The following is a 23917-nucleotide window of genomic DNA, read 5'->3' as shown; positions in this document are numbered from 1 at the left end:
GGCTCAGAAGGCGTACTTCTTGTAGTTCTGCTTGTCGACCTCGACCCAGGCCTGGCCCGTGACGACGATGCCGACGCCCGGCCCCTTCTTGACCGAGACCTTGTTGTAGCCCGGCACGCCCATGTCGGTGCCGTCGGTGATGGTCTTGCCGTCGATCAGCATCTTGGCTGCCTTGTTCATGACGAGGCCGGCGTCCTTCGGGTCCCAGAAGGCAATGCCGCCGACCGCGCCCGACTCGAGGAACTTGGCCGCTTCGCTGGGCAGGCCCGTGCCGAACACGCAGACCTTGCCCTGCAGGCCGGCTTCTTCCACCGCGCGGCCGATGCCCAGCACGTCGAGCGACGACGAGCCCTGGAAGCCCTTCAGGTCGGGGTGCTTGCGCAGCATTTCCTTGGCCTTGCCGTAGGCCTTCTCGGCGTCGTTGAGCGATTCGTTCTTGGCATCGACCAGCGTCATCTTGGGGTACTTCTTCGCGTTCGAGGCGCCGCCGTCGGCCCACTGCACCTGCGACTGGCTGCCCAGCGAACCCACCAGCGAGGTCCACTTGCCCTGCTGGCCCATGCAGGCCGCCAGGCGCTCGTTGATGCGCGCGCCGTAGGCCGTGTTGTCGAAGGCTTCGATGTCGACCATGGTGTTCTTCTGGTTGTCGGCCTCGTGCGTCACGACCTTGATGCCGCGCTCCATTGCGCGCTTGAGCACCGGCTCCAGCGTGGGCGGGTCCATCGAGACCACGGCGATGGCGTCGACCTTCTTGGCCACCAGGTCTTCGACCAGGCGCTGCTGCTGCGCGGCGTCCGACTGGGCCGGGCCGATCTGGCGCGTGGTCACGCCCGGCGTGCTCGCGCCGAATTCCTTCACCCCCACTTCCATGCGGTTGAACCAGCTGATGCCGGTGATCTTCACCACGGTGACGATGTCTTGCGGCTTGCCCTGCGCGTGCAGCGCCGAGGCAAAGGCCACGGCGGTGAGGGCGAGTGCGGTGCAGGCGATCTTTGTTTTCTTCAGCATGTTGTCTCCTAGCCCTCGGGGTTTCTTTGCGTCGCGCCAGGAGGGAGCTGGTGCGGCGGTGCGCTGGTGCGCGAAGTGGAAAGAAAGACGCGCAGGTCCTGCAGGCCGAAGCGCCCGTAGGCCAGGAAGAACAGCAGCAGCAGGCCCCAGGCGCAGTCGCGGAAGAAGTTGGAAATGCCCAGCAGGTTGAAGGTGCTCGACAGCAGCTGCAGCGCCACCGCCGAGAAGAACAGGCACACCATGCGCCCGTAGCCACCCTGCGGCCGCACGCCCGCCATCACCGTGATGAGGATGGCGATCAGCAGGTAGGAGTTGCCGTAGTCCGACTTCACGCTCGCGGTGCGCGCGGCGATGATCACGCCGGCCACGGCTGCGAGGAATCCGCACAGCGCATAGGTCGCGATCAGCATGCGGGCCTGCGAGATGCCGGCGTAGCGCGCCGCCTTGGCGTTGGTGCCGAGCAGGAACAGGCGGATACCGAAGGGGCTTTGCCGCAGCAGCCAGCCGACGGCCAGCAGCATCACGAGGAAGATCACGAACGGAATCGGCACGCCCAGCACCATCTCGTTGCCGATGGCCGAGAGCGCCTCGGCATCGCCCACGCGCAGGCTGGAGCCACCCGTGAGCACCACGGCCAGGCCGGTGTAGAGCAGCTGCGTGCCCAACGTGCAGAGGATGGGCGTGAGGCCCGCCTTCGCGATCAGCACGCCGTTGAGGAGGCCGCCGGCCAGGCCGACCGCCAGTGCGATGGCGGCGAACCAGCCGGTGTAGAGCCAGGGCGACACATCGGGCGCGGCCAGCTGCGGCGCGAGGGTGGCAGCCACCACGCCCGCCAGGTTGGCCAGCGCCACGCCCGACAGGTCGATGCCGCCGTTGCCCGAGATCATCGACAGCGCCACGCCCATGGCCAACAGGCCGAGCTCGGGCAGTTGGCCACCCATGGACTGGAAGTTGTAGACGTCGAGAAAGTCCCCTTTGGACAGCACCGTCGCCACCACGAGGATGAGGACGTTGATGCCGACCAGGAAGTTGAGTTCGCGGTCTGAAAACTTGAGCTTCATGGGCGGGGTCCTGTCAGGCGACGCGGGCCAGCAGTGCATCGACCTCGGCGCGCGTGGGCATCGAGGGCGCCGTGCCGGCACGTGTCACGGAGATGGCCGCGACCGCCGCGCCGAAGCGCGCCGCCTCGCGGGCGGTGGCGCCCTCGGCCAGCGCGGCCGCAAAGCCGCCGTTGAAGGCGTCGCCCGCGCCGGTGGTTTCCTTCACTGTGCCGGCGCGGAACACCGGGATGTGCTCGGAGCCGCTGGCGCTGTGCAGCAGGGCACCCTTGTCGCCGAGCGTGATGAGCGCGCAGCCCACGCCCTTGGCGAGGAAGAAGTCGCCCGCGCGGCGCGCGTCCTCGATGGTTTCGACGGGCATGCCGCTCAGGGCTGCGGCTTCGTGCTCGTTGGGCGTGATGTAGTCGCACAGCGCGTAGAGCGCGTCGTCGAAGGGCAGGGCGGGCGCGGGGTTGAACACGGTGAGCGTGCCGGCTTCACGCGCAATCTCCAGCCCGCGGCGCGCGGCGGCGGCCGGCTGCTCGAGCTGGGTGACGAACACGCGTGCGCCGCGGATCGCATCGGCTGCCGCGTCGACATCGGCGGCATCGATCAGCATCGCGGCGCCTGGCACCACGATGATGGCGTTGTCGCCGGTAACTTCGTGCACGTAGATGAATGCCGCGCCGGTCGGCTGCGCCGTCACCTGCGGCGCACGCGGCGTGATGCCTTCGCGCGACCACAGGGCGAGCGCGTCGTTGCCGAAGGCGTCCTGCCCCAGCTTGGAGATGAACGTGACCCCGGCGCCTGCGCGTGCGGCTGCCACGGCCTGGTTCGATCCCTTGCCGCCCGGGCCCATTGCGAAGCCAGAGCCGGCGATGGTCTGGCCCACGCCCGGAAGGCAGGACGCGCGAAATGCGAGGTCGGCAACGAAGATGCCGAGCACGGCGACGCCGTGCTGCCTGGAAGTGAGGACGGTCATGGGGTCAGGCCTGCGGCGCGAGCACGCCCTTTTTGAAGATGAAGCAGCCGTAGAAGCGGCGCTCGCCGGTGGCGATCACGCAGTAGGCGCGGCGCGCGGCTTCATAGAAGGCGAAGCGTTCGATGGAGCCCAGCGGGCGCACGCGCCCCTCGGCGGCGTCGATCTCGCGCTGCATTTCCTGCTGCACCGGCGGGATCTCGTGCGGCTGGCCCATGATTTCCATGCGGCGCGCCGGATCGTCCACCGCCTCGTCGAGCGGCAGCACCGACAGGATGGCGCGCGCCGCTTCCGTGGTGCCCACGCCGTCGATGCGCAGCAGCCGGCCCAGCGTGGTGTGGCGTGCCACCGAGTCGGCCGGAAAGTTGGCATCGCACAGCACCAGTTCGTCGCCGTGGCCCATGGCGCGCAGGGCGTACAGCACGTCGGCATTGAGCAGCGGATGGATGGACTTCAGCATGCGGACTCCTGGCGATGGAACGGTTCGGTTGGCTGCGATCTTAGAGAAAGAAAACGTTTGCGCAAACGTTTGCTATTGAGGGATTTCCCTTGGTTTTTGACGCTTTGGCGGCACTGCCGACGCTCATTCGCCATAGGGAATCCAGATGTTCTTGACCTGCGTGGCATGGCGCAGGAACAGCGGGCCTTCGGCCGCCGCGCCGTCGTGCCAGTCGGTGGCCAGGCCGTGGTCGACCAGCGTGCGCTTGAGGTTGCCGATCGACAGCCGCTCGGCGGCGCGCGACAGCTCCTTCGCACCGAAGACCCACAGCGCATCGACGTCGTCGTGCTCGGCCAGCGTCTGCGCAAGGCCGGCGGCAGGGCCGGTCACGAGGTTGACCACGCCGGCCGGCAGGTCGGAGGTCTCGAGCACCTGGTAGAAGTCGGTCGCGATCAGCGGATGCTTCTCGCTCGGCACGATCACCATGCGGTTGCCCATGGCGAGCAGCGGCGCGAGCAGGCTCACGAAGGACAAGAGCGGCGCCTCGTCGGGGCACACCACGCCGACCACGCCGATGGCCTCGACGGTGGCCAGTGCCACACCGCGCAGCGGCGGCACGTGCACCGTGCCCTCGTACTTGTCGGCCCATGCACCGTAGGCGAAGAGGCGGCTCACGGCGGCGTCGACTTCGGCCTGTGCGGCGCGCGCGGCCACGCCGGTCAGGCTCGTGAGGCGCGCGGCGAATTCGCCGGCGCGCGCCGAGAGGTTTTCAGCCAGGTAGTAGAGCGCCTGGGCACGGCGATGCGGCGTGGCGCTCGACCAGGCCGCGGCGGCGCGCGCGGCGGCCACGGCGTTGCGAATGTCCTTGCGGTTGCCGGTGCCCACCTCGCCGAGCCGCTGGCCGGTGGCGGAGAACACGGAGTGCGAGAGCTCGCCATCCGGGCGCACCTGCTTGCCGCCGATGAACAGCTTGGCCGTGCGGTCGATGGCCGGAAGCCCCGCGGCGACCGGTGCCTTGTCTGCCTCGTTCGCAGCTTGGGCAAATGCAGTTGCCGAACGCGGCTTGCGCTCGGCCCATGCGCGCGGCTTCAGGTATTCGTAGCAGCCCTCGCGTCCGCCTTCGCGGCCGTAGCCCGATTCGCGGTAGCCGCCGAAGCCCACGCCCGCGTCGAACAGATTGGTTGCGTTGACCCACACCACGCCGGCCTGCAACTGCGGCGCGATACCCAGCGCAAGGCCGATGGTCTCGCTCCACACGCTGGCGGCGAGACCGTAGCGCGTGTTGTTGGCCAGTGCCACGGCCTCGTCGGGCGTGCGGAAGGTCATGGTCACCAGCACCGGGCCGAAGATCTCTTCGGTCGCAACGGTGGAAGCAGGGTGCACACCCGTCAGCAACGTGGGCGGAAAGAAGCTGCCGCCCGCGGGCAGCACGCCCGGCGGCTGGTAGCAGACTGCGCCTTCGCGCACGCCGGTGGCCACCAGCGAACGCACGCGTTCGAGCTGCGAGGAGTCGATCAGGCTGCCGATGTCGATCGCCTTGTCCAGCGGCAGGCCCACGCGAAGGCTCTGCATGCGGCGCTTGAGGCGTTCGATGAAGTCGGCCGCAATGCCTTCCTGCAGCAGCAGCCGCGAGCCGGCGCAGCACACCTGGCCCTGGTTGAACCAGATGGCGTCGACCACGCCTTCCACGGCGGCATCGATGTCGGCATCGTCGAACACGATGAAGGGCGACTTGCCGCCCAGCTCCAGCGTGAGCGACTTGCCCGAGCCGGCGGTGGCTTCGCGAATCAGGCGGCCCACGTCGGTCGAGCCGGTGAAGGCGATCTTGTCGACGCCTTCGTGCGCCACCAGCGCCGCGCCCGTGGCACCGTCGCCGGTCACCACGTTCAGCACGCCAGCGGGCAGACCGGCCTGCGCCGCGAGTTCGGCGAACAGCAGGGCGCTCAGCGGCGTGAACTCCGCGGGCTTGAGCACCACCGTGTTGCCCAGCGCAAGCGCGGGCGCGATCTTCCAGGCCAGCATCAGCAGCGGGAAGTTCCAGGGAATGATCTGGCCGATCACGCCCAGCGGCACCTGGTCGGCGAACTCGCGCTCCTGCAGCTGGGCCCAGCCGGCGTGGTGATAGAAGTGGCGCGCCACCAGCGGCACGTCGAGGTCGCGGGTCTCGCGGATCGGCTTGCCGTTGTCCAGCGCCTCGACCACCGCGAGCAGGCGCGCGTGGCGCTGCACCATGCGCGCCAGGGCGTACAGATGCCGTGCACGGCCGTGGCCGCCGAGCGCCAGCCAGCCGGGCTGTGCGGCGCGTGCTGCGGCGACGGCGGCGTCCACGTCCTGCGCGGACCCCTGTGCGATGCCAGCGAGCCGCTGGCCGGTGGCCGGTTCGGCCGTGTCGAAATGCGGGCCGGCCGATGCGGCGGTGAATTGCCCGCCGATGAAGTGGCCGAAGCCTTCTGCATGGCGCGAGAGCCATTGGCGGGCGTCGGTGTCGCTCTCTGGCGCGGGGCCGTAGTCCATGGTGTCGAAATAGCGTGCGACGCTGCTGTTGCTGCTCATCGGGTCATCCGATCGGGTGGCGGTGGAAGGCCGAGTAGCGGCCCGTGACGTGGTGTTCCAGCTGGCGCTCGATGTCGGCCAGCAGGGTGGAGGCGCCGATGCGGAACAGGTCGGGCTCGAGCCAGGCGCGGCCCAGCTCTTCCTTCATGAGCACCTGGTAGTCGAGCGCGGTCTTGGCGGTGGAGACACCGCCGGCGGGCTTGTAGCCCACGCGAAAACCCGTGCGGGCTTCGTACTCGCGGATCATGCGCAGCATCACCAGCGTGACCAGCGGCGTGGCGTTCACGCCTTCCTTGCCGGTGGAGGTCTTGATGAAATCGGCGCCGGCCATCATGCAGACCATCGAGGCCTTGGCGACGTTGCGCAGCGTCTTGAGTTCGCCGGTCGCGAGGATGGCCTTCACGTGCGCATCGCCCGCTGCCAGGCGAAAGTCGCGCATCTCGTCGTAGAGCTTTTGCCACTGCCCGGTGAGCACGTGTTCGCGCGTGATGACGATGTCGATCTCGGCCGCGCCGTCGCGCACCGAAGCTTCGATCTCCTTGAGCTTGAGCTCGTGCGGAATCAGCCCCGCCGGAAAGCCCGTGGACACCGCCGCCACCGGAATGCCGGTGCCCGCGAGCGCATCCACGGCCGTGGCCACGAAGCGGTGATAGACGCAGACCGCGCCGGTGTGCAGCGTGCGATCTGCAAAGCCCAGCGCGGCCAGCAGGTCGGGGCGCACGGGGGCCACGGCCTTGGCGCACAGCCTGCGCACGCGCTCGGCCGTGTCGTCGCCGTTGAGCGTGGTCAGGTCGATGCAGGTGATGGCCTTGAGCAGCCAGCCGGCCTGTGCATCTTTCTTGACCGAGCGGCGACCGGGCAGCGTGGCCACGCGGCGTTCGGCGGCCGAGAGGTTGACGCGGATGTTGTCGAACCAGCCGGCGTCGAAGGGTTGCGCGGTGTTGCGTGCGATGGGGTGTGGCTTTTTGTCGTGCGTCGTCGCGGTGGCGGCGACTGGAGGCGACGCAGTCGCGGCGGCCGGAATGGGGCGCGAGCGCACCGCGCCGCTGGCGCGAACGAGGGAAGTGGAGGTCATGGAGTGATGAGCGCCGGGGCGCGCAGGCGCCGCGTGAGCGGCAGGCAGGCAAGGGGCATGTCTTTGTCTCCGATCGTTGTGCAGGCCGCCGTGCAGGGCCGGTGGCGCATTGGCGTGAATGTTATTTCAATAACATTTATCTGTGCAAGATGTTTTTGAAATAACATTTTTGATGCCCGATACTAGGGTGAATCGACATTCAAACGGGGCCGCGTTGGCCCGCTTTGCACCCGGATGCGCGAAGGGCGGCGCAGGCCAGAGTCATCTCTGGCCAAGCCGCCCGACAAAGCAGGCGGGTGCAAAGCGGGCCAACCCGAAGGGAAGGACGAATGCCGGGCGCAGTGCGGCGTTGCGGCTCGCTTGCGTAGCTAAGCTACGCGGCGCTCACCGCGCCTTGCACTGCACCCGGCATTCGTCCTTCGCGGCCCCGTTTGAATGTCGATTCACCCTAGGGCTTGTGGACCAGAGGAACCAGAACATGCGAAAGACCGCCGGCGCCGAGGCCCGGGCCTTGCGCCTTGCAAAGATGCAGGAGCTCGTCGAGGCCGGCGGACCGTTGCCGATCAAGCAGGCCGCCCAGCGGCTGGACGTGACGGAAATGACGATCCGCCGCGACCTGTCGGCCGCCGACTCGCCGCTTACCGCCCTCGGTGGCTACGTGCTTGCCACAACGCTGCCGGGCGCCGACAGGTACTCGCTCGACGAGGCCAGCGACCAGCACGCGGCGCACAAGCGCGTGGCCTGCGAACGTGCCGCCACATGGGTGCAGGCGCACGACAGCCTGTTCATCGACTGCGGCACCACCATGGCCCATTTCGCGGAGGCCTTGCCGCCCGACATGCCGCTGAGCGTGGTGTGTTACTCCACGAACATCGCGTCGATCCTCAGCCGCCGGCCGAACACGCAGTTGATGCTGCTGGGCGGGCTGTACCACGCGTCGTCGGCCACGTTCTTTTCCGACGAGGGGCTGCAATATCTCAATCGGCTGGGTGTGAACAAGGCCTTCATTTCAGCCGGCGGACTGGACCTGGAGCGGGGCGCGAGCTGCTCCAATTTTCACGAAGTGCCGGTGAAGCAGGCGGCGATCCGCAGCGCGTCGCAGAGCTTCCTGATCGTGGATGAAAGCAAGCTCAATCGCCTGCGGCCCGCTTTCTTCAGTCCGCTCGATGCGTTTGCGCGCATCGTGGTGGGCGGGGCGCCCGTGCCGGGTCTGCGCAAGCAGTTCAAGGATTTGCCGATCGAGTTTGCGCGGCCCACAACTGCTTGAATCAAGACGCGTCCGCAGTCGGCCACAACGCAAAAGGCGGCTACAGCCTGAAAGCCTTCGCCATCTCCACCACCGCCTGCTTGTCGAAGGCATTGATCTCGTCGATCAGCTCGTTGGTGAACAGCCGGTTCGGATCGCCCAGCTCCTCGGCCAGTTTGGGGTTCTTGCTGCTCTCTGCGGTCATCTCGATGTTGGCCTTCCACTCGGCCAGCGACGACGCGCCGATGCGCTGGTCGGGATCGTCCGGCCGGCGCATCCAGCTGTTCTTGCGGTCCTTCAGGACGAACGCCAGTTCCTTGCGCACCTCTTCCTCGCTGCGGCCCTTGGGCCGGCTTTCGGGGTACACGGCCCAGTGCAGATCGATGCCGGCATCGAGGTTGTTGTGCGCAAAGATCGTTGACTTCGCGATGCCGCGGAACAGCGCCACCAGCGCCTTGCGCTCCTCCTTCAGCAGCTTGCGCGGCACGCAGATCCAGCCGGACCCCACCTGGGCGAACTTCGGCGTGATCGGTACGTAGCGCAGCTTCGTGCCCATCAGCTCGATGCGCGCCGCGGCGGTGTCGAAGCTCACCACCGCGTCGACGCGATCGTTGTCTATCGCAGCGCCGGCCGGCGCACCGTCGCCGATGGCGATGTATTCGCACTTGTCGTCCTTCAGGCCCAGTTCGGCGAGCATGGTCTTGGTGACCACGATGCCGCTGTCGCCCTGGCTGCGCACGCCGATGCGCTTGCCCGCCAGGTCTGCCGCCGACTTGATCGGGCTGCCCGGCTTCACCACGATCACGTTGGCATTGCGCGGCAGCCACTTGTACACGCTCACCAGGTCCAGCGTCGGGTCCTTGGCCATCGCCGGCAGCAGGATGCCGGGCACGGCGGGCCCGAAATCCACGTGGCCGCCGCGCAGGCTTTGCAGCGCCTGCGTCATGTTCGACATGTTGACGTACTCCACGTCTACGCCGCCGGGCTTATAGAAGTTCAGCTTCGGATGCTGGCCCGCAGTCACGAAGCACTGCTGCGGGTCATTGACCGCCGCGGTGTTCGCCACCTTCATCACGCGCAGGTTCTGCGCCAGTGCCGGCAGCCCGCCGGCGAGTCCGAGGGCACCCAGCCCCAGGCCGAAATCACGTCGCGTCAACATGGTCCACTCCTTGCCGGCACGGGGCCGGCCACGTTGGAAGAAAACAGTCGTTCGTGCGGCTGGAGGCGCCCGCCGCACAAGGGCGAGTCAAACGTTCACGGTGCGTTGCGAGGTGTCGGCAGGCATCCAGTGCAGCACCCGCCGCTGCACGCGGCGCAGCAGCCCGGTCAGCAGGATGCCGATGACCGAGAGCACGACGCATACCGCAAAGCTGCCGCCGGTGTCGGCCTGCGCTTCCATCTGCAGGATCAGCACGCCCAGCCCGGCCTGGGCGCCGACGAACTCCCCCACAACCGCGCCCACCACGCTGAAGGCGGCGGCCATGTTCAGGCCGGCGAAGATGTAAGGCAGGGCACTCGGGAACTTGGCCTTGCGGAAGATCTGCCAGCGCGTGGCGGACAGCGACCGCAGCAGGTCGATGCGGTCCGGGTCTACCGCCTTGAAGCCCGCGATGCCGGTCACAAGCACCGGGAAGAAGGTGAGCAGGCAGATGATCACCACCTTGGAGCTGATCCCGAAGCCGAGCCAGACCACGATGATCGGGGCCACCGCCACCTTGGGCACGCTCTGCAGCGCGGCCACGTAGGGCTCCAGCAGTGCCTCCAGCTTCGGCATCTGCGAGACCACGATGCCGATCGCCAGGCCGATGCCGCTGCCGATGAAAAAACCCAGCAGGATCTCGGCGAGGGTCACGCCGCCGTGGTACCAGAAGCCGTCCTTCGCCATCGGCCCGGTGGCGAAGCCACGCCAGAGCGCGACCGCGATGTCGCTGACCGGCGGAACCAGGTGCCTGGGCAACTTGAACACCCGCACGGCCGCTTCCCACGAGCCGAGCAGCGTGATCAGCAGCAGGATGGATTGCACGCGCGTGGAGGCCAGCGGGTTGGCGCGGCGCGGGCGCGGCGTCTTCTTGGGCGGGGCGGCAACGGCGTCGGGCTGCGCGGTGGAATCGGAGGTCAACGTGGCGGTCGTCATGGCAGCGTCCTTTCAGTCGAATGAAGCGGCGTGCGAGAAGCGCTCGCGGATGGAGGCGGAAGCCGACGCGAAGGCCGGATGCGACATTGCTTCCATCGTTCGCGGCCGCGGCAGGTCGATGGGCAGCACGCGCTCCAGCGTGCCCGGGCGAGGCGACATCACGAACACCTTGTCGCCCAGGAACACGGCCTCGGGAATGGAGTGCGTGATCAGCACGACGGTCTTGCCGCTCTCCATCCAGATGCGCTGCAGCTCGAGGTTCATGCGCTCGCGCGTCATCGCGTCCAGTGCGCCGAAGGGCTCGTCCATCAACAGGATCTTGGGGTCGTGCAGCAGCGCACGCGCTATCGAGGCGCGCTGCTGCATGCCGCCGCTCAACTGGCGCGGCAGCTTGTGCTCGAAGCCGTCGAGGCGAACCATGTGCAGCAGCTGCATGGCGCGCTCGCGCGCCTTCTTCGTGTCCAGCCCGATCACCTCGGCCGGCAGCATCACGTTCTCCAGCACCGTGCGCCAGGGCAGCAGGATCGAGCTCTGAAACACCACGCCCACGTCGCGCCGCGTGCCCTGGATCGGCTGGCCGTCGAGCATCACGCTGCCGACCTGGTAGTCGAGCAGTCCGGCCAGGATGCGCAGCAGCGTGCTCTTGCCGCAGCCGCTGGGGCCGACGATGGTGACGAAGCTGCCCTGCTGGATGCTGCAGTCGATCTGCTGGAGCGCGAGCACGCCTTCGCTGCCCGTGCCGAAGTGCTTGGACAGCCCCTCGATCCGGATGTAGTCGGTGCTGTTCATGCCTTGGCTCCTTCGGGCTTCAGGAAGCGGATGAGGTGATGGGCAAGAACCTCCGGCGCCTGCATGGCCGCCACATGGCCGATGGCCGGCAGCAGCACGGCGTCCGCCCCGTGGATGCGGCCGGCCATGGCCAGCGTTACTGCAGCCGGCACCACGCGATCGAGTTCGCCGGCCAGCACCAGGGTTGGTGACACGATGTCCGCCACGCCGTTCTCCAGGGCCGTTGCCACGGTGGCCGTTCGCCGCCGGGAACGCGCCGACTCGGGCCGGGCATTCGCGAACACGCGCCGCAGTTCGGGCCGCTGCTGCAGATAGGCTTCCGGAAAGAACCAGGTCGCCAATTCGTCGGCGGTGCCGGGCAGTCCGTTGCGCAGTTCGGCCAGGCGGCGCGCCTCCGGGCACAGCTCTTCATACGGCCGCGGCAGCGGCCAGGTGCTGGCCAGCACCAGGTGGTCGATAGCCCGCGGATACAGCAGTGCCAGGGCCTGCGCCACCCTGCCGCCGAACGATGACCCGAACACATGCGCACGCTTGAGCCCGAGCGCCTTGATGAACTGGTGTGCGTCGCCGGCCAGGTCCGCCAGCGTCGCCACGCGCTCGGGCCCTTCGGTGTCGCCGCAATCGCGCTGGTCGTACGAGATCACGGTGAAGTGCTTCGACAGGTGCGGCACCAGCGCTGCGAACATTCCGCGCGTTGCTTCCGCGCCGTGCATCAGCACCAGCGCAGGGCCCTGTCCTTCGCGTTCGAAGGCGACACGCACTTCGCCGGCCTGCACGAAGTCGGTCATGCCGCACCGCCTTCTTCTTGATCCAGCCAGAAGGTCATCTCGATCTTCAGCCCGCGTGGGTCGTTCAGGAACAGCTGGTGGATGTCCCAACCCGGAATCGGCGCCTCGATATAAGACACCCCCAGCGCATCGAGGTGCTCGCGCATTTCTTTCAGTCCGCGCGACCGGAACGAGATGTGGTCGACGTGGCCCGTCACCGGCTGCCTCGCTGCGTCCGGCGTCGCAAGGTGCGCATACAGGTGAACGATCGGCTGGCCCTCCGCATAGAGCCAGGCCCCGGGCGCGGGGATCTCCGGCCGCGCCCCGACCTGCAGGCGCATCACGCGTGTGTAGAAGTCGATCAGCGGCGGCAGCTCGTCCGGCGTGCAGCGGATCGTGTAGTGGTGCAGTGCGGTGACGGGCATGGCATCAGTCCAGCAGCCTGGCGAGAACGGCGGACAGTTCGGCGGCCGGGTCCGACGGCGTCCACGGCATGCGGAATGCCACGTGCCCGTCCGGCCGCACCAGCACCGCGCCGCGCAGGCCGAGCAGCAGCCCGTCCTTCTCGTGGGCGTCGTCCAGCTGGTGTGCCTGCACCAGGCGCCCGCTCTTGCCGGAAACGGCGCGCGCCGCTTCCATCCACCCGTCTGCCTTGGGCCCTGCGACCAGCACGAACTCCCGGTCGAACCAGTCGAGCGTGGTGTGGCGCCGTGCCAGGTCCAGCCACAGGTGCGGAAAGCGTGCACCCGGCCGGTCGGTGGGTTCGTACCAGCGCGCGCGCGTCACTTGCCTGCCGGTGCCATCGGGAATCACCGCGCCGTCTTCGTAGCAGAAGCCCAGCGACTGCCCGATGCTGTGGATGTGGTTGTCGCTGTCGCGAATCCAGAAGTCGATGCGGTCCTTGTTGCCCGAGCGCAGAGCCTCGTCGCACCGGGTGAAGCGCGTCGCGTTGTGCAGGCTGAAGTCGGCATTCGATTCGGCCACGGGGCGGCGCTCCTGCTCATAGCTGTCCAGCAGGCGCGGGCCGGCGCGCCCCGTGAGCACGAACGCCAGCTTCCATGCGAGGTTGTGCGCGTCCTGGATGCCGGAGTTCATGCCGTAGCCGCCGTTGGGTGGAAAGCGGTGCGCCGAGTCGCCCACCAGCAGCACGCGGCCCTTGCGGAAGCTTGCGGCCACCTGGCGGCTCATGCGCCATACCGATCGGTTGATGACCTTCACATCGAGGTTGGGAACGCCGGAGACCGTGCGGGCGAGGCGCACGACTTCTTCATCGCTGCGCTCGCCGGCGCGCTCGTCTACCTCGCGGCCCACGGGCAACAGATTGAGCCAGCGGTCCTTGCCGTTCGTGTTGAGCACGGTGGTGATGGGGTAGGGCGACTCCTTCGCGTAGACGCGCCAGCCCGCGCACGTCTTCGCATCGCGCACATGGGAGAGATCGGCCTGCCAGAACTCGTTGGCCATCACGGCGAGCGTGGCCGGCCCGCGCATCTCGATGTCGGCCTGCCGGCGCACCGAGCTGGCGGCACCGTCCGCTGCGATCAGGTATTGCGCCTGCCAGGTGAGCATCTCGCCTGTGTCCAGCTTGCGGCCGCTCACGGCGATGCCGTCGGCGCTTTCTTCGTACTGCACGAACTCATGGCCGAACAGGAACTGGCCGACCTCGCTCTTGCGCGCATGGTCCAGCAGTTCCACCTCGACCGTGTCCTGCGACTGGATGATCTTCCAGCACGGCGAGTGGCCCACGTTGGGCTCGGGGTTGGTGCGGCCCCACTCGTGGCCGGTCATGGATTCGCAGAACGCGAAGAAGTCCGCGCCGTCGGGCAGCGCGTGGCGTTTCATCAGCCCGTCGATGCCCCACTGCCGGAAGATCTCCATCGTGCGCGTGTACGTGCCGCGCGCCTTGGGGTGATCGGTCGTGGTCGGGCTGCGTTCGAGCAGCACGAATTCGATGCCGAAGCGCTGCAGAAGAATGGCCATCGACAGCCCCACCGGGCCGCCTCCGACGATCACGACAGGAATTTTTGTTGGCATGGTCAGCTCTCCATCGGCGAAGTGAAGGACATATCGGTGAAGCGGTACGCGAGCCCGGGCGCGGCCGGCACCCAGCGCGCCGCGGCCAGTGCCAGGAGGCGGATGCCCAGCACTTCGTGCGGCTGCCATTCGGGGCGTGTGCCGAAGACATTGAACGTGGCGTAGCAGACGGTGCCCCGGAGCAGGGGAACGTTGATCACGCTCTGCAGGCCATACGGGCGCATCTGCTCGAAGTCGTCGAAATGCGGTGCCACGGCCTCCGCGCCCTCCGCCACAAACACCCGGCCCTGCACGAAGAGGCATTGCGTCCACGGCGTGAGCGTCTTGCGCTTGGTGCCGCCCGCTGGATAGCGCTCGGCCTCGGACGAATAGAAGCGGCGCAGCCGGATCTCGCCCGCCGGGTCGTGCGCGGTCGTCACGTTCTGCTGGATGCTGAAGATGCCGTCGCCTGCGATCAGGCTTCGCATGCGGTCCACCTGGCGCAGGGCTGCGTCGGCACTGCGCGCTTCGGCGAGCACGTCCAGAAGCTCGTTCGTGAGGGCCATGGGCATCGATGCGGTGGCGATGGGCATGAAGAAAGTCTAGGCGCCGTAATTCACCGAAGTGCATTAAATTCTGATGACCCGATAACCTGAGAGTTATGGCCATGCCGACCGCCCGTGACCCTGCCGCCGACCTGCAGCACACACTGCTCTCCCGCCTGAAGCTGCGGCAGTTGTCGTTGCTGCAGGCCATCGACCGCCACCGCACGCTGGGCCGCGTGGCCGCCGAAATGCGGGTGAGCCAGCCGGCCATCACCAAGGCACTGCGCGAGGCGGAAGACATCTTCGGCAGCAAGCTCTTCGAGCGCACCAGCCGTGGCCTCGTGCCCACGCCGGCCGGAGAGGCCGTGCTGCACTACGCGCAGCGCTGGCTCGCGGAGCTGGAGGCCACCACGCGCGTGCTCACCTCACTGGAGGCGGGGCGCAGCGGCCGCCTGCGGCTGGGCCTCACGCAGCAGGTGCCGCAACAGCTGCTGTCCGCGGCACTCACTCATTTGCTGGATCGCACCCCGCGCATGGCGGTGATGACGCGCGAGGGCACGACGGACGAGCTCGTCGCCGGCCTCGTTGCGCGCGAGCTCGATTGCGCGATCGGCCGTTCGTACGACGGCGATGCAACGGGGCTGGTGCAGGAGGCGATCTACCAGCAGGAGCCCTGCCTCGTGGTGGCTGCGAAGAGCGTCAAGCGCCTGTCGCGTGGGCCTCTTGACTGGGCGCGACTGGCGCAGCTCGACTGGATCCTGCCGCCGCCGAATACGCCCATGCGCAGAACCTACAACGCGATCTTCGTGGGTGCCGGCGTGCAGCCCCCGGTGCCGATGCTGGAGACCACGTCGATCCGCAGCATGGAGATGGTGCTGCGGACCGAGCCGAACGCGATCGCCATCCTGGCGCGGGACGTGGTGGCCGACATGGAGCGCGCAGGGCACTGGGCGGCGCTGCCCTACAGGTTGAACTGGAACCTGCCGCCGGTGAGCTTCTTCACGCTGAAGGAGCTGGAAGGGCATCCGATGGTGCAGTCGCTGAGGGACGTGGTGGGCAAGACCGCGCGGGAGATGCAGCGCAGGACGGGGTGAGGAAAGGAAAAGGAAAGGAGGGACCCTGCAGACATTCGGCATCGGCGAGACAATTGCCGCGCCCTTGTCCGCCCGGCGGGCGGCGGCAACAAATCCGAACCCTTCTGCGCATGTCAATCCCGCCCGCCGCTTCGACCTCTTCCCCCACGCCTTCGTTCTCCCTGTGGCGCATCGCCGTACCGGCCTTCGCCCCTTCGCTGTTGTTCGGATTGGGCGAGGGTGCCATCCTGCCGATCGTGCCGCTGACGGCGCGCGGCCTCGGTGCTTCCGTGCCCATGGCCGCGCTGGTGATCGCGATGATCGGCATCGGCTCGCTGCTCAACAACATCCCGGCCTCGATGATCACCATGCGCTGGGGCGAGCGCTGGGCCATCGTTGCGGCGGGGGTGTGGAGCGGTCTTGGCATGCTCCTGTGCATGCTCACCTCGCATCTCGGCCTGTTCGCCACGGGGTGCTTCATGGTGGGCATGTCGCAGGCGGTCTACAACCTCGCGCGCCAGAGCTACATGACCGAGGCGGTGCCCATCGAATACCGCGCACGGGCGCTGTCGACGCTGGGCGGCGTCATGCGCATCGGCATGTTCGCCGGGCCTTTCCTTGCTGCCGGGGCGGTGCATGTGTTCGGCCTGTCGGCGGCCTATGTGGTCGGCATCGTGGCGGTGATGGCGGCTGCGGCCATCGGCGCGCGCATTCCCGACCTCGAGGCGCCGCCGCTCCCGGCCGGGCAGGCGGCGCCGGCTTCGACGTCCGTTGTCTCGACGCTGCGGGATCACCGCCATGTGTTCCTCACGCTCGGTGTCGGCGTGGTGCTGGTCAGCGCGGTGCGCGCTTCGCGCCAGGCCGTGATCCCGCTGTGGGCCGACCACCTGATGCTTGCTCCCTCGGTGGCTTCGCTGATCTACGGCCTGGCCGGTGGTGTCGACATGCTGGTGTTCTACCCGGCCGGCAAGGTGATGGACCGGAAGGGCAGGCGCTGGGTCGCGGTGCCGTCGATGCTGATCATGGGGCTCGCGATGCTGCTGATGCCCCTGACGTCCGGCGTTCTCACGCTGTTGATCGCTGCACTGGCGATCGGTTTCGGCAACGGTATCGGGTCGGGAATGATCATGACCCTCGGCGCCGACCACTCGCCGCGTCACGGGCGCGCGCACTTCCTCGGCATATGGCGCCTGATGTCCGACATCGGCTCCTCGTGCGGCCCGGCGTTGCTGTCTCTTCTGGCGGGTGGGCTGTCCCTCGCTGCGGGAATCGCGGTGACCGGACTGATCGCCTTCGCTGCGGCGGGGACGCTGGCGTATTGGATTCCGCGGCACGGGCGCTGAATTCCGCAAATTCAGCGGTGGTCAATTGAATGACCAGCCAACTCGCACGTAGACCTGAGGGTCTCTAATTCCTCGTCCGCAATCAGGTCGAAGTAGGGCTGTGCCTCAAAGGATTCATCGATTCCGTGAATCTATTGCTGCCGAAAAACGGCGCACTTGACGCAGCAATTTCCGTTCAGAACTCCACAGGCAGAACTCCATCTCCAATTTCCAGACAGGAAATTCCGGAGGCGAAGCCCTGCGCGAACCGATCTCCATCCGCGGGGTGGCAAGGCTGCAGTTCTACCTGCAAGCTGTCTTTCGAATTCCTTTCGAATTAGTTGCTAATCGTCTTCTAATTCTATGGTCAGCTTGAGGTCAGTTAATTCTGGAAGCAAAGAAATTACGGATCGGTATGTGCTCTGTGAATTGGATATTCATTGCTCTTTTGACACATGAATGTCACCCGTTATTTCTACATTCCTCCTCGATCTGGCGCTTCTTACTGAAAAAGACGCGGCCCAGCTGTCCCTTGCCGGTCGGTAAAAACCATCCATAACTCACTGCCCCAGGATATACATGCTCATTCTCAATAAAAAAGCTTTGCTCACGTCATTGACGACGGTTGCGGCTTGCGTGCTCGCCGCTTGCGGGGGAGGAAACGACGGGGGCGGCGGCTTCTTCCCGATCACCACTCCGCCCGCCGGCACTCCCACCAGCACCAGCACGACCTTCAGCGGCGTGGTGACCGCCAGCGGCTACGTGCCGGGCAGCACCACGGGCAACCCGACCCTGAAGCCTGGCTACTACCAGAAGGCCACGGTCTTCGTCGATGCCAACGGCAACGGCGTGCTCGACAGCGGCGAAGTCTCGACCGTCACCGATGCCAGCGGCAAGTTCACGCTGACGACCACGCAGACCGGACCGCTGGTGGCCGATATCGGCACCGCCGCGATCAATACCGCCACCGGCGCTACCGTGGCCAGCCATCTGATCCTGCGCGCTTCGGCCGCCCAGATCGCCGACCAGGGCGCGAGCAAGATCGTCATCAGCCCGCTGTCGAGCGAAGCGCAACGCCTGGTGGAAGCCAACGGCAGCAGCTACGCGGCCGAGAAGGCCAACCTCGTCGCACGCCTCAATGGGCCGACCTTCAATCTGGGTACGGCCGCGTTCACCGATCCGCTGGCAGACGTCAACGCCCTGGCCGGCGCGACCCAGTACGCGGCGCTGTATGAAGACAACCAGCTGACCAACCGCTACACCTACGCGACGACCAAGCTCGACCGCAAGGACCTGTTCCCCGACAACCTGGCCGTCGCGGGCGGCGACCCCCGCCTCGTCGGCCTGTCGAGCGTGACGCTCACCAACAGCGATGGCAGCAAGGCCACCCCCACGGTGCCGGCGCAAAAGCAGACGCCCATCACCTTCGCGCAGGCGCAGCAGGCGGCCTTCAACGTGGAAGGCGTGCCGGCATACGACAACATCTTCGTCATCGTCGAGGAAAACAAATCGACCGACGTGATCGTCGGCAACCCGCGTGCGGCCAACATCAACTACATCCTGAACAACTACAACCAGCTGAAGACGTACTACTCGACTGGCAACCCGTCCGAGCCGAACTACACCGCGCTGGGTGGCGGCGACGACTTCGGCATCACCGACGACAACTGGTTCGGTTGCGGCGCTGTCGCTCCCTACGACATCAAGGACGTTGCATTCGCCGGTGGCACGGCTTCTGACGGCCAGACCATGCCCGCTCAGGGCAAGCTCCCGCCGGCGAACAGCCAGAGCCGCTCCCATTACTCCGCAGCCGACGCGACTTGCGGTGATAACCCGACCGGCGGCACCGTGCACAACATCCCGGGCAGCAACCTGTTCACGGCGATGTCCAAGGCGGGCCTGACCATCCGCACCTACAGCGAGTCGATGAACCCCGGCCAGGATGTGCGCGCCGACAGCATCCTCGACAATGTCGTTACCGCCACCTACGACTCGAGCAAGCTCAAGGGCGCCACCAACCTCGACGGCTCCGCCCCGGCCACCCTCGTCGGCTCCCCCAACTTCCCCGCGCAAGGTGGCCTCTACAAGGTCAAGCACGGCCCGTCGATCGCCTTCCAGGGCGCCCGCAGCCTGCCCGATTTCGTGGCCAACAACCGCACCATCTTCGGCACGCAGTACCAGGAAGCGGACTGGCTCAAGTCATCGATCTTCCCGGTTCCGAGCGGCTGGATCTACGACCAGTTCGGCAAGGACCTGGACACGGGCGATGTGGGCAACATCAACTTCATCGTTCCGGACCAGTGCGACGACATGCACGGTGTCGGCTCCGACACGAGCTGCGCGAACACCAACAACGACGGCCAGGCCGCCGGCACCGTGCGCGCCGACATCTACCTGGGCATGGTGGTCAACAAGATCCGGAGTTCGGCGCTGTGGAAGAACCCGCACAAGCGCGTTGCGATCGTCGTGATGTACGACGAAGGTGAAGGCGGCAACAACGGCTCCTGCTGCGGCTGGAACGCGGGCGGCCCAGCTTCCGGCGCCGCGCCGGTGACCGTGGACGCGAACGGCAAGGCGACGGCCACCACCCCACCGGCCAACTACGCCGGAGGCAACTTCGGTCACGGCAACTCGATCTTCGGCATCATGTCCAACCAGCAAGACTTGGGCACGGCGAAGAAGCAGGTTGCAGACAGCGATGCCTACAGCCACTTCGCGTTCCTGCGCACGCTGCAGGACATGTTCCAGATCGCTGACCCGGCCGTGGATGCGTCGTACCTGAACCGCACCAAATACACGGAAGCGTTCATCACGGCCAACATCCTTGCGCTGCCGGAATACCAAAGCAGCGCGGACACGCACTTCGACTCCGTGCGACCGATCAACCATGCCTACGTGATCCCGGCCAACTACACCCAGAAGCTGTACGCGAATGACATCGTCGGCGTGCAGGACGCCGCTACGGGCAAGCTGGAAGGTCAGATCACCCCGCAAGTCGGTCCCGACGCGAGCCAGAACAACGTCTGGGCGACCAAGTAAGCCGAAGGCCGCCCCCCAGGCGTGCGGTGTTCCAGGCGGAATCCTTTGCGGGGCCCGCCTGGAACAGCTTTTTCTGGCCTTCGAGCTCGCGCAAGGCGAACTCATCCAAGGCGACAAGGCAGCTCTTGCGAGATGCAACGGTGAATGATGAATCTGGTAATGGACAAGACAGTCCCGCTCGTCATGGTGCTCTCGGTAGCGCTATTGGCTTTGGTGGCTTGCGACGGCAAGAGCACTGCAACGACGGCAGGCAGCACCACTGGCCCGCGCAAGCCGCCCCTGAGCCTGGGCGCGCAGGTCGGGCAGTTGGCTTTCTTCGACAAGAACCTGTCGAGCGGCAAGAACATGTCGTGCGCGAGCTGCCATGACCCGCAATACGCCTACGGCCCACCGAACAGCATCTCGGTGCAGCTGGGTTCCGACATCACGCAAACCGGCGCGCGCGCCGTGCCCTCCTTGCGCTACAGGGCATCGACGCCGGCCTACAGCGACGACGCGCCGAACCCTGACGGCGTGACCACCAATTCGCCCGGTGGCGGTCTCATGTGGGACGGCCGCGCGGCGACGCTGGCGATACAGGCCGGGATGCCGCTGCTCAATCCGGTCGAGATGAACAACACCTCGAAGGAAGCGGTCGTGAAGGTGGTTCAGAACAGCACCTATGCAGGCTTGTTCAAACAGGCTTTCGGTGCCGATGTGTTCAACAACACCGACAAGGCCTTCGACGCTCTCGGCACCGCTATCCAGGCGCTGGAGACGGAAGACCTGAGCTTTCACCCGTACAGCAGCAAGTACGACCTCTATGTCTTCAACAAGATCGGCGGCACGCTGACGCCGGCCGAGCGGCGCGGCGAGGTTCTGTTTCACAGCACCGGCGTCACCAATTGCTCGGGCTGCCACTACACGGGCGCCAACTTCAATGGCAGCACCGGCCTGATGACCGACTTCACCTACCAGACCCTGGGTGCGCCGCGCAACGACAGATCGATCCCGAACAATCCGGACCCGATTCCGGCCAACGACGACCCGAAATACTTCGACATGGGACTGTGCGGCCCCTACCGCACCGACCACATGCCCGCCATGCCGGACACGGCAAACCCGTACTGCGGCATGTTCAAGGTTCCGGTGCTGCGCAACGTGGCGACGCGGGGGGCCTTCTTTCACAACGGCGTGCTCCACTCGCTGGAGCAGGTCGTCAACTTCTACAACACGCGCGACACCAACCCGGAGTACTGGTATCCCGCCAACAACGACGCCGCCGGTGCGCCGCAGGCCAACCCGGGCTGGGCGCTGCAACCCACCCATGTGCCGGGCGCAGCGGTCAACAAGTACAACGACCTGCCGGCCTCGCAGCAGGGCAGCATCGACGAGGAAGTTCCGATGGGGACCGGCGAGGGCGGCGACAAGACGCTTGCCAGCGGCACGCAGCCGCGCGCACCCGGCTCCCCGCCGGTCATGACACCGCAGCAGATCGCCGACCTGGTCTGCTTTCTGGGCACGTTCAGTGACGGCTACCAGCCTCCCTCCGCCGCACCGACCACGGGCAGGTGCGTGAAGTGAAGACGAACACAGCCTCAGCCCTTGCCCTGCGCATCGGCAGCGCCGCGTCCGTGCTGGCGCTGCTGGCCTCGCTGGCCTTGCTCGCCGGGTGCGACAACGAGCAGGCGCGCTTTCCGGACCGCGACAACTTCACGGCGACGGTCAACGACTATCTCGCGCAGCGCGGGCACGTGTGCCTTGCCAAATACGCCTGGCCGATCACGGTGCCGGCCGGATCGCACGAACCCGATGCGCAGCAGATGCCGGTGCTCGAGAAGCTGGGCCTGGTGACCGGCAAGGATGTCGCCATCACCGTGCCGGCCCGCGAATACGCGCTGACCGATGCGGGGCGCAAGTACTACCTGCAGGTGCCCGTGGTGATACGCACCACGACGCAGACGGTCACGCACCCGGCCGACTTCTGCGCGGCCACCCTGAGCCTGGATCGCCTGATCGGCTGGGACCCGCCGCAAACACGCGATGGCCGCACCGCGACCTCGTTGCTCTTCACCTACCGCATCGTGCCCGATCCCTGGGCAACAGCGCCCGAAGTGCAGCAGGTCTTCCCGCTGTTGGCGCGCGCCATCCAGCGCGAAGGAACGATGCAGGTGCGGCTTGGCGTTCACCTCACGCGGCGCGGCTGGGTCGCGGACGAACTGGATGCGCAGTAGGTCCGCGATCGCCATGCACTGCTTGCTACCCGTAAATCAACCAGAGACCCCATGAATCTCCGCTCTATCAGCCCGAGCCGGCATACCCGGACTTCGATCAAGACCCTGACGGGCATCGCCATCGTCTGCGCGCTGGCCGCGTGCAGCGCCAGCCACGATGCCAAGGCACCCACCGCCGAGAACCTCGCGGCTGCACTGGATGACCACCTGGCCCAGCGTGGCGACATCTGCCTTTCAATGTTCGACTGGCCGATCGACCTGACCGAAGCCGAGGCCGGCTCCGGTGCACGCCACGCCATCCAGTTTCCGGTGATGGAACAACTGGGCCTGGTGCACAGCACCATCGTCTCCGTACCGAAGAGCAGCGAGAACCCGGACGGCGCGGTCAAACGATTCGAGCTGACCGACGCCGGCCGCAAGTTCTACAAGCCGCATCCGTACGCAAACCACGGCACCGAGCACGCCAACGACTTCTGCGTGGCGCATCTCAAGCGCGAGAAGATCGTCGACGTCAAGGTCGATGCATCCGACGCAAGCCATCCGCTGGCGGTGGTGAGCTACACCTACCAGATCGACACGGCGCCTTGGATGCAGAGCGCCGACGCGCAGCGCGTGTTCCCGATGATCACGCGCATCACGAATGGCGCGGGCGGGCAGCTGCAGCTTCGCCAGGGCTTCACGCTCGGCGACAAGGGCTGGGTCGCCCGGATGGAGCCGGTTTGACTCGCACCTGTGGTGACTCATGAGCACCGTCATCCGCTTCTCGCCTGATCTGGGCCGCTGGCTCACGCACAACCTCAATGCCGGCCAGGCGCCGCAGGCGCTGGTGACCACCATGCTCAAGCAAGGCATGAACGAGCGCGCGGCGCAGGCCATCGTCGCGGCCTATGTCGATGCGCGCCAGCGTGGCGCAGCGATGCCGGCCGACGCCATCGAACTGCCGGACGAGGCTTCGTCCAGGCCCGTGGCACGACTCGCACCGGGCACGCGGATTTCGGCAGCCGACCGCGAGATCGTCGTGCACTCGCGCGGCGAAGACCCGGTCTTTGCTGCGCTCGGCAACGTCGTGGACGCCGACGAATGCAAGGACATCATCGAAATGGCGCGCCCGCGCCTTAAGCCTTCCACGCTGGTCGATCCGATGAGCGGCCGCGATGTGGTGAGCGACAAGCGCGCCAGCTGGGGCATGTTCTTCCGCTTGGGCGAGAACGATCTGGTCGCCCGTCTCGATCGGCGCCTGTCGGCGCTGATGAACCTTCCGCTGGAAAACGGCGAGGGGCTGCAGGTGCTGTACTACCCGACCGGCGCAGGCAGCGAGCCTCACTATGACTACCTGGCGCCCACCAACGTCGCCAACCGCGAATCCATCGCGCGAAGCGGCCAGCGCGTGAGCACCCTGGTGACCTATCTCAACGACGTGCAGGACGGCGGCCAGACCGTCTTCCCGCAACTTGGCCTGGCGGTTTCGCCGATTCGCGGCAATGCCTGCTACTTCGAGTACGCCGATGAAAACGGCCGCGTCGACACGCGCTCCCTGCACGCCAGCGCGACCGTGACCCAGGGCGAGAAGTGGGTCATGACCAAGTGGATGCGCGAGCGCCGCTTCGTGGCCGCCGGCGAAGTCGCGAGGCCCTTCGCGGGGCTTTGAAGATCATCTTCGTGCCCATCTGGATCTGGATTTCTGCAGG

The 23917-nt window shown here is 66.8% G+C and carries 21 protein-coding genes; 8 read left to right on the top strand and 13 right to left on the bottom strand.

Annotation, left to right across the window (positions count from 1 at the left end; genetic code table 11):
• Positions 1–3: 3 nt before the first annotated feature.
• From ACSFCA_RS08485 to deoC, 6 genes are all read right to left on the bottom strand, one after another.
• Complete coding sequence (locus tag ACSFCA_RS08485; RefSeq protein ID WP_435459258.1) at positions 4–1008, bottom strand: substrate-binding domain-containing protein; 1005 nt, start codon at positions 1006–1008, stop codon at positions 4–6.
• An 8-nt stretch (positions 1009–1016) separates the two neighbouring features.
• Positions 1017–2069 (bottom strand): ABC transporter permease, encoded by a 1053-nt coding sequence (locus tag ACSFCA_RS08480; protein WP_258353099.1) that lies wholly within the window; start codon positions 2067–2069, stop codon positions 1017–1019.
• 13 nt (positions 2070–2082) lie between these two features.
• Complete coding sequence (gene rbsK / locus ACSFCA_RS08475; protein WP_435459259.1) at positions 2083–3027, bottom strand: ribokinase; 945 nt, start codon at positions 3025–3027, stop codon at positions 2083–2085.
• Positions 3028–3031: 4 nt separating this feature from the next.
• Complete coding sequence (locus ACSFCA_RS08470; RefSeq protein ID WP_435459260.1) at positions 3032–3484, bottom strand: RbsD/FucU family protein; 453 nt, start codon at positions 3482–3484, stop codon at positions 3032–3034.
• A 123-nt stretch (positions 3485–3607) separates the two neighbouring features.
• Complete coding sequence (locus tag ACSFCA_RS08465; RefSeq protein WP_435459261.1) at positions 3608–6016, bottom strand: aldehyde dehydrogenase family protein; 2409 nt, start codon at positions 6014–6016, stop codon at positions 3608–3610.
• A gap of 4 nt (positions 6017–6020) precedes the next feature.
• The gene (gene deoC, locus ACSFCA_RS08460) at positions 6021–7040 is read right to left on the bottom strand and encodes a deoxyribose-phosphate aldolase (RefSeq protein ID WP_435459429.1); all 1020 of its coding nucleotides are present in this window, start codon (positions 7038–7040) and stop codon (positions 6021–6023) included.
• A 529-nt stretch (positions 7041–7569) separates the two neighbouring features.
• On the opposite strand from deoC, the gene ACSFCA_RS08455 reads away from it, so the two are divergent.
• The gene (locus tag ACSFCA_RS08455; RefSeq protein ID WP_097200694.1) at positions 7570–8358 is read left to right on the top strand and encodes a DeoR/GlpR family DNA-binding transcription regulator; all 789 of its coding nucleotides are present in this window, start codon (positions 7570–7572) and stop codon (positions 8356–8358) included.
• A 40-nt stretch (positions 8359–8398) separates the two neighbouring features.
• On the opposite strand, the gene ACSFCA_RS08450 is transcribed toward ACSFCA_RS08455, so the two are convergent.
• From ACSFCA_RS08450 to ACSFCA_RS08420, 7 genes are all read right to left on the bottom strand, one after another.
• On the bottom strand, positions 8399–9496 hold the full coding sequence (locus tag ACSFCA_RS08450) for an ABC transporter substrate-binding protein (protein ID WP_435459262.1): 1098 nt from the start codon (positions 9494–9496) through the stop codon (positions 8399–8401).
• 87 nt (positions 9497–9583) lie between these two features.
• Entirely contained in the window at positions 9584–10471 is an 888-nt protein-coding gene (locus ACSFCA_RS08445) for an ABC transporter permease (protein WP_258353105.1), read from the bottom strand.
• 12 nt (positions 10472–10483) lie between these two features.
• Positions 10484–11260, bottom strand: a complete 777-nt coding sequence (locus ACSFCA_RS08440; protein WP_435459263.1) for an ABC transporter ATP-binding protein — start codon at positions 11258–11260, stop codon at positions 10484–10486.
• A complete protein-coding gene (locus ACSFCA_RS08435; protein WP_435459264.1) occupies positions 11257–12048 on the bottom strand; it encodes an alpha/beta fold hydrolase in 792 nt (263 codons plus the stop codon). Before ACSFCA_RS08435 ends, ACSFCA_RS08440 begins: the two co-directional genes overlap by 4 nt.
• Positions 12045–12452: a VOC family protein gene (locus tag ACSFCA_RS08430; protein ID WP_435459265.1), complete on the bottom strand. Its 408-nt coding sequence runs from the start codon at positions 12450–12452 to the stop codon at positions 12045–12047. Before ACSFCA_RS08430 ends, ACSFCA_RS08435 begins: the two co-directional genes overlap by 4 nt.
• 4 nt (positions 12453–12456) lie before the next feature.
• On the bottom strand, positions 12457–14058 hold the full coding sequence (locus ACSFCA_RS08425) for an FAD-dependent monooxygenase (protein ID WP_435459266.1): 1602 nt from the start codon (positions 14056–14058) through the stop codon (positions 12457–12459).
• A 2-nt stretch (positions 14059–14060) separates the two neighbouring features.
• On the bottom strand, positions 14061–14630 hold the full coding sequence (locus ACSFCA_RS08420; protein ID WP_435459267.1) for a GAF domain-containing protein: 570 nt from the start codon (positions 14628–14630) through the stop codon (positions 14061–14063).
• Between the two features lie 74 nt (positions 14631–14704).
• On the opposite strand from ACSFCA_RS08420, the gene ACSFCA_RS08415 reads away from it, so the two are divergent.
• From ACSFCA_RS08415 to ACSFCA_RS08385, 7 genes are all read left to right on the top strand, one after another.
• On the top strand, positions 14705–15676 hold the full coding sequence (locus ACSFCA_RS08415) for a LysR family transcriptional regulator (RefSeq protein ID WP_258353110.1): 972 nt from the start codon (positions 14705–14707) through the stop codon (positions 15674–15676).
• A gap of 110 nt (positions 15677–15786) precedes the next feature.
• A complete protein-coding gene (locus ACSFCA_RS08410) occupies positions 15787–16998 on the top strand; it encodes an MFS transporter (protein WP_435459268.1) in 1212 nt (403 codons plus the stop codon).
• Between the two features lie 558 nt (positions 16999–17556).
• On the top strand, positions 17557–20016 hold the full coding sequence (locus ACSFCA_RS08405) for an alkaline phosphatase family protein (RefSeq protein ID WP_435459269.1): 2460 nt from the start codon (positions 17557–17559) through the stop codon (positions 20014–20016).
• Between the two features lie 159 nt (positions 20017–20175).
• Positions 20176–21579 carry a cytochrome-c peroxidase gene (locus ACSFCA_RS08400; RefSeq protein WP_435459270.1) on the top strand — a complete coding sequence of 468 codons (1404 nt, stop codon included), beginning with the start codon at positions 20176–20178 and terminating at the stop codon, positions 21577–21579.
• Entirely contained in the window at positions 21576–22229 is a 654-nt protein-coding gene (locus tag ACSFCA_RS08395) for a hypothetical protein (RefSeq protein ID WP_435459271.1), read from the top strand. The genes ACSFCA_RS08400 and ACSFCA_RS08395 overlap by 4 nt, the downstream gene beginning before the upstream one ends.
• Before the next feature lie 51 nt (positions 22230–22280).
• Positions 22281–22952: a hypothetical protein gene (locus ACSFCA_RS08390; protein ID WP_435459272.1), complete on the top strand. Its 672-nt coding sequence runs from the start codon at positions 22281–22283 to the stop codon at positions 22950–22952.
• A gap of 19 nt (positions 22953–22971) precedes the next feature.
• Positions 22972–23877 (top strand): 2OG-Fe(II) oxygenase, encoded by a 906-nt coding sequence (locus ACSFCA_RS08385; protein WP_435459273.1) that lies wholly within the window; start codon positions 22972–22974, stop codon positions 23875–23877.
• Positions 23878–23917 lie beyond the last annotated feature (40 nt).

The sequence above is a fragment of the Variovorax multivorans genome (assembly GCF_051216835.1).
Lineage (GTDB): Bacteria > Pseudomonadota > Gammaproteobacteria > Burkholderiales > Burkholderiaceae_C > Variovorax.
Note: the sequence above shows the minus strand (reverse complement) of the source record. Positions and strands in the feature narration are given on the sequence as shown.

Excerpts from the sequence above, each read along its gene's own strand:
- ACSFCA_RS08485 (WP_435459258.1), bottom strand. The coding sequence starts at position 1,008 with ATGCTGAAGAAAACAAAGATCGCCTGCACCGCACTCGCCCTCACCGCC.
- ACSFCA_RS08480 (WP_258353099.1), bottom strand. The coding sequence starts at position 2,069 with ATGAAGCTCAAGTTTTCAGACCGCGAACTCAACTTCCTGGTCGGCATC.
- rbsK (WP_435459259.1), bottom strand. The coding sequence starts at position 3,027 with ATGACCGTCCTCACTTCCAGGCAGCACGGCGTCGCCGTGCTCGGCATC.
- ACSFCA_RS08470 (WP_435459260.1), bottom strand. The coding sequence starts at position 3,484 with ATGCTGAAGTCCATCCATCCGCTGCTCAATGCCGACGTGCTGTACGCC.
- ACSFCA_RS08465 (WP_435459261.1), bottom strand. The coding sequence starts at position 6,016 with ATGAGCAGCAACAGCAGCGTCGCACGCTATTTCGACACCATGGACTAC.
- ACSFCA_RS08455 (WP_097200694.1), top strand. The coding sequence starts at position 7,570 with ATGCGAAAGACCGCCGGCGCCGAGGCCCGGGCCTTGCGCCTTGCAAAG.
- ACSFCA_RS08450 (WP_435459262.1), bottom strand. The coding sequence starts at position 9,496 with ATGTTGACGCGACGTGATTTCGGCCTGGGGCTGGGTGCCCTCGGACTC.
- ACSFCA_RS08445 (WP_258353105.1), bottom strand. The coding sequence starts at position 10,471 with ATGACGACCGCCACGTTGACCTCCGATTCCACCGCGCAGCCCGACGCC.
- ACSFCA_RS08440 (WP_435459263.1), bottom strand. The coding sequence starts at position 11,260 with ATGAACAGCACCGACTACATCCGGATCGAGGGGCTGTCCAAGCACTTC.
- ACSFCA_RS08435 (WP_435459264.1), bottom strand. The coding sequence starts at position 12,048 with ATGACCGACTTCGTGCAGGCCGGCGAAGTGCGTGTCGCCTTCGAACGC.
- ACSFCA_RS08430 (WP_435459265.1), bottom strand. The coding sequence starts at position 12,452 with ATGCCCGTCACCGCACTGCACCACTACACGATCCGCTGCACGCCGGAC.
- ACSFCA_RS08425 (WP_435459266.1), bottom strand. The coding sequence starts at position 14,058 with ATGCCAACAAAAATTCCTGTCGTGATCGTCGGAGGCGGCCCGGTGGGG.
- ACSFCA_RS08420 (WP_435459267.1), bottom strand. The coding sequence starts at position 14,630 with ATGCCCATCGCCACCGCATCGATGCCCATGGCCCTCACGAACGAGCTT.
- ACSFCA_RS08415 (WP_258353110.1), top strand. The coding sequence starts at position 14,705 with ATGCCGACCGCCCGTGACCCTGCCGCCGACCTGCAGCACACACTGCTC.
- ACSFCA_RS08410 (WP_435459268.1), top strand. The coding sequence starts at position 15,787 with ATGTCAATCCCGCCCGCCGCTTCGACCTCTTCCCCCACGCCTTCGTTC.
- ACSFCA_RS08405 (WP_435459269.1), top strand. The coding sequence starts at position 17,557 with ATGCTCATTCTCAATAAAAAAGCTTTGCTCACGTCATTGACGACGGTT.
- ACSFCA_RS08400 (WP_435459270.1), top strand. The coding sequence starts at position 20,176 with ATGGACAAGACAGTCCCGCTCGTCATGGTGCTCTCGGTAGCGCTATTG.
- ACSFCA_RS08390 (WP_435459272.1), top strand. The coding sequence starts at position 22,281 with ATGAATCTCCGCTCTATCAGCCCGAGCCGGCATACCCGGACTTCGATC.
- ACSFCA_RS08385 (WP_435459273.1), top strand. The coding sequence starts at position 22,972 with ATGAGCACCGTCATCCGCTTCTCGCCTGATCTGGGCCGCTGGCTCACG.